The organism is Methylibium sp. T29, from assembly GCF_000576205.1.
Lineage (GTDB): Bacteria > Pseudomonadota > Gammaproteobacteria > Burkholderiales > Burkholderiaceae_C > Methylibium > Methylibium petroleiphilum.
In genome coordinates this window covers 1-4,692 of sequence record NZ_AZND01000246.1, presented here as the reverse complement: position 1 = coordinate 4,692, position 4,692 = coordinate 1, and the positions used below count along the sequence as shown (strand labels likewise).

The 4,692-nt window shown below is 70.9% G+C and carries 2 protein-coding genes and 1 pseudogene; all 3 read right to left on the bottom strand.

Features of this window, described 5'->3' with window-relative positions; all coding sequences use genetic code 11:
* A pseudogene (locus tag x551_RS18600) lies at positions 1 to 248 on the bottom strand (RND transporter); the annotation flags it as partial.
* A gap of 10 nt (positions 249 to 258) precedes the next feature.
* On the bottom strand, positions 259 to 3,393 hold the full coding sequence (locus x551_RS18595) for a multidrug efflux RND transporter permease subunit (RefSeq protein WP_036228832.1): 3,135 nt from the start codon (positions 3,391 to 3,393) through the stop codon (positions 259 to 261).
* Positions 3,394 to 3,413: 20 nt separating this feature from the next.
* Complete coding sequence (locus tag x551_RS18590; protein ID WP_051495434.1) at positions 3,414 to 4,637, bottom strand: efflux RND transporter periplasmic adaptor subunit; 1,224 nt, start codon at positions 4,635 to 4,637, stop codon at positions 3,414 to 3,416.
* Between the last annotated feature and the right edge of the window lie 55 nt (positions 4,638 to 4,692).

The window sequence follows — 4,692 nt, the reverse complement described above, 5'->3', positions numbered from 1 at the left end:
CGCTGCACCCGCTCGGCGGCCTGCCGGAGGTCCAGGTTGGCCTCGAGGCCGCGCTGGACGAGCGCATCGAGCGCCGGGTCCGCGAACACGCTCCACCAGTCGGGCTGGGCCACGCGGCCGACTTCGATGCCCTGCCCTTGCGCAAAAGCCCCCGGCAGCTCCGGCGCCGGCACGGCCAGCGGCGCTGCGGTACCGCAGGCCGCCAGCAGGACGGCCAGTGCGATCGTGGTCAAGCTTGTCTTGATCATGTGAATCTCCTCATTGCGCTACGGCCAGCGCGGCCGCGCGCCGGGCGCGGCGCCGCTGGAGCAGCACGTAGAACATCGGGGTGAAGACCAGTCCGGCGACGGTGACCGCCAGCATCCCGGCGAAGACCGCCACGCCGACGGCCTGGCGCATCTCGGCGCCGGCCCCGCTGGCGAAGACGAGGGGAAGCACGCCCATCACGAAGGCCAGCGAGGTCATCAGGATCGGCCGCAGGCGCAGCCGCGCCGCCTCGACCACGGCGTCGACCGCCGACGTTCCTTCCTGCTGGCGCCGGCGAGCGAACTCGACGATCAGGATCGCGTTCTTCGTCGCCAGACCCACCAGCACCACCAGGCCGATCTGCGTGAACAGGTTGTTGTCGCCCCCGCTCAGCCACACGCCAACCAGCGCGCCCAGGATCACCGTCGGCACGATGGCCAGCACGGCCAGCGGCAGGCTCCAGCTGCCGTAGGCCGCGGCCAGGATCAGGAAGGCCAGTCCCACGGCCAGCGGGAACACCCACAGGCCGCTCGACCCTTCCTGAATCTGCTGGTAGGTCAGGTCGGTCCACTCGTAGGTGAAGCCGTCCGGCAGCGCACGGGCCAGGATCTGCTCCATCGCCGCCACGGCCTCACCCGAACTCACGCCCGGCGCCGGCATGCCCGACAGGTCGGCCGACGCGTAGCCGTTGTAGCGGCCCACCGGGTCGGGGCCGGTCGCCGGCTGGCTCGTCACCAGCGCGGCCAGCGGCACCATCTGCCCCTGCGCATTGCGCGTCCACAGCCGGTCCAGCGCGGTGGCGTCGGCGCGGAACGGCGCGTCTGCCTGCACGTTGACCTGCCAGGCGCGGCCAAGGAAGTTGAAGTCGTTGACGTAGAGCGAGCCCAGGTAGACCTGCAGCGACTGGTAGATGGCCTCCAGCGGCACGCCCATGGCCAGCGCCTTCTCGCGGTCGACGTTCAGCGCGAGCTGCGGCACGCCCGTTTGGTAGCCGCTGAACAGACCCACCAGGCGCGGCTCCTTGCCGGCCTCGGCCATCACGGCACCCAGCGCCGCGTTCAGCGCCTCGTGGCCCTGTTGCCTGCGGTCCTGGATCTGCAACTTGAAGCCGCCAGCCTGGCCGAGTCCGGGCACCGGCGGCGGCGGGAACATCGCGATGAAGCTTTCGTCGATACCCTGGAAGCGGCCGTTCAGCGCACCGGCGATGGCACCGGCGGCCAGACTCGCGTCCTTGCGCTGCTCGAACGGATCGAGCATCGTGAAGATCACGGCGGCGTTCGGGCTGTTGACGAAGCCGTTGATCGAGATACCCGGGAAGGCCACCACGCTCTCGACTCCCGGCTGAGCTAGCGCGATCTTGGTGACCTGCTTCGTGACCGCCTCGGTGCGGTCCAGCGACGCGCCGGGCGGCAGCTGCACGATGCCGACGAGGTAGTACTTGTCCTGGGCCGGAACGAAGCCCGACGGCACGCTCTTGAAGCTCCACACCGCGCCGGCCACCAGCACGGCGTAGACGACCAACAGGCGCAGGCCGCGCTTCACGCCGGCCCGCGTCAGCCCGGCGTAGCGCTCCGAAGCGCGCTCGAAGGCGCGGTTGAAGCCGCCGAAGAAGCGCGCCAGGCGCCCGTCGTGACCGCCAGCATGTGGCTTCAGCCACATCGCCGACAAAGCCGGCGACAGGGTCAGCGAGTTGATCGCCGACAGCACCGTGGAGATCGCGATCGTCAGCGCGAACTGCCGGTAGAACTGGCCCGACAGGCCGCCCATGAATGCCGTGGGGATGAAGACGGCGGCCAGCACGGCCGTGATCACCAGGATCGGCCCGGTGACCTCCTTCATCGCGGCGAGTGCCGCTTCGCGGGGCTTCAGCCCGCGGGCGAGGTGCCGCTCGACGTTCTCGACGACGACGATCGCGTCGTCGACGACGATGCCGATCGACAGCACCAGCCCGAACAGACTCAGCGTGTTCAGCGTGAAGCCGGCGGCGTGCATCACCGCCAGCGTGCCTACCAGCGACACCGGCACGGCCGCGATCGGGATCAGCGACGCGCGCCAGTTCTGCAGGAACAGCAGCACGACCAGCACGACCAGCACCATCGCCTCGGCCAAGGTCTGGATGACGTTGCGGATCGACGCCTTGACGAACAACGTGGGGTCGTAGGCGATGCGGTGCGCAATGTCCTGCGGGAAGCCCTGCTGCAGCTTCGTCATCTCGGCCCGCACGGCGGCAGCCACCTCGACGGCGCTGGCGGCCGGGTCCTGCACGATCTGGATGCCGACAGCCGGCTTTCCGTCGAGCAGGCTGCGCAGCGAATACGAACTCGCACCGAGCTCCACACGCGCTACGTCCTTCAGCCGCAGCTGCTCGCCGGTGGGGCCGCTCTTCAGCACGATGTCGCCGAAGGCCTCGGGCGAACTCAGGCGCCCGGCCACCGTGATCGGCAGCTGATGCGCGCTGCGCGCGTCGGGCTGCTGGCCCACCGAGCCCGCGGCCACCTGCAGGTTCTGCGCGCGGATCGCGTCGACCACGTCGCCGGCGACCAGGCCGCGCGCGGCCATGCGGTCGGGGTCGAGCCAGACGCGCAGGCTGTAGTCGCCCGCGCCCCAGACCACCACCTTGCTGACGCCGGGCACGCGCAACAGAGCGTCGCGCACCTGCAGCTGGGCGAAATTCGACAGGTGCAGCAGGTCGTAACGGCCCTGCGGCGACGTCAGGTGCACGACCATCAGCATGTCGGGCGCGACGCTCTCGCTGACGACGCCGAGCTTCTGCACCTCGGCCGGCAGGCGCGGCAGCGCGCGGGCGACGCGGTTCTGCGTGTCGGTCTCGGCGCGCGCCGGGTCCACGCTGGCGGCGAAGGTCAGCGTCAGCAGGTAGCGGCCGTCGCCACTGGAGTTCGAGCTCATGTACTGCAGGCCCGGCAGGCCGGTGAGCTCGGTCTCGAGCGGCGTGGCCACCGTGTCGGCGATCACCTGCGGGTTCGCGCCCGGGTACGCGGCACGCACCTGCACGGTGGTGGGCATGACGTTGGGGTACTCGGTCAGCGGCAGCCTGCCCATCGAAAGCAGGCCGGCAAGCAGCAGCACGAGGGACAGCACGATCGCGACGATCGGGCGGTCGACGAAGAGTCTGGCAAGACGGTTCATGGTGATTGACTCCCGATGGATCAGGAACGGTCGGGCTCGACGCCGTTCTGCGCCTGCCCCTGCGCCGGCTCCGCAGGCCCTTGGGCAGGCTGAGGCTTGACCGCCATGCCCGGACGCACGCGCATCAGGCCCGAGACGATCACCTGCTCGCCCGCCTTCAGCCCTTCGGTCACGATGCGGTCGGCGCCCTGCGCCGCGCCGACGCCGATCGGGCGGTATTCGACCTGGCCGGCCTCGGTGACCACGAGCACGAAGCGCCGGCCCTGGTCGGTACCGATGGCCTTGTCGGGCACCAGCAGCACAGGCTGGGCTGTGCCCGTCACCAGCTGCGCACGCACGTACTGGCCAGGCATGAGGCCGGGCACCGCGGCATCGACTCGGGCGCGCAGGCGTACCGTGCCGGTGGCGGCATCGATGGAGTGGTTCGTGAAGTCGATCGGCGCGAGTGCCAGCTCGCGCTGGCCGTCGGCGTCGAGGATGCGAGCCCGCCAGCCCTTGGCGCCACGGTTCTCGGCCAGGCGCTGCAGCAGGCTGCGGTCGGCCACGTCGATGTGCACATGCAGCGGCGCGATGCTGACCAGCGTGGCCAGCGGCGTGGCGTTGCCGCCGGCGGTGACGACGTTGCCGGCCGTCACGAGCGCACGGCCGATGCGGCCGTCGATCGGCGAGCGCACCAGCGTGAAGTCGCGCTCCAACTGGGCCGTCTGCACGGCGGCCTCGGCCGCGGCACGCCGCGCCTGCGCTTCGGCATGGGCCGCCACACGGCGCTCCATCTCCTCGCCGGCGATCGCGCGGTCAGCGTGCAGTTGGCGGGCCCGCTCGGCCTCGGTGCCGGTCAAGGTCTCACGCGCCTTCGCCAGTTGAAGCTCGGCGCGTGCACGGGCCAGCGCCGCGTCGAAGGGCCTCGGGTCGATCTGGAACAGCGGCTGGCCGGCGCGAACCGCATCGCCTTCGCGGAACAGCATTGCGTCGATGGGCCCGGACACACGGGTGCGCAGTTCGACCTGCTGCGCGGCTTCGACACGAGCCACCTGCGTCGGCCCGACGTCCATCGCCACGGAGCGCACCAGGGCGACCGGCACCGTCGGCGCCTGAGGGGCTGCGGCAGGGGCCGCCTGTGCGTCAGGCACGGCGGGCTGGCATGCGGCCAGCACCGCGGCGGCAAGCACGGAGATCGCGCCGATGGCCAGCGTGGCCGGAAGGCTGCGTGCGCGCGGCACACGGGGTTCGTGGGTGGTCTTCATGTTCGGCTCCTGGGGTTGGAATGCCGGCATGCTGCGGATTGCCGCTGTGGCAAGG

Coding starts and splice junctions, on each gene's coding strand:
- x551_RS18595 (WP_036228832.1), bottom strand. CDS start 3,393: ATGAACCGTCTTGCCAGACTCTTCGTCGACCGCCCGATCGTCGCGATC.
- x551_RS18590 (WP_051495434.1), bottom strand. CDS start 4,637: ATGAAGACCACCCACGAACCCCGTGTGCCGCGCGCACGCAGCCTTCCG.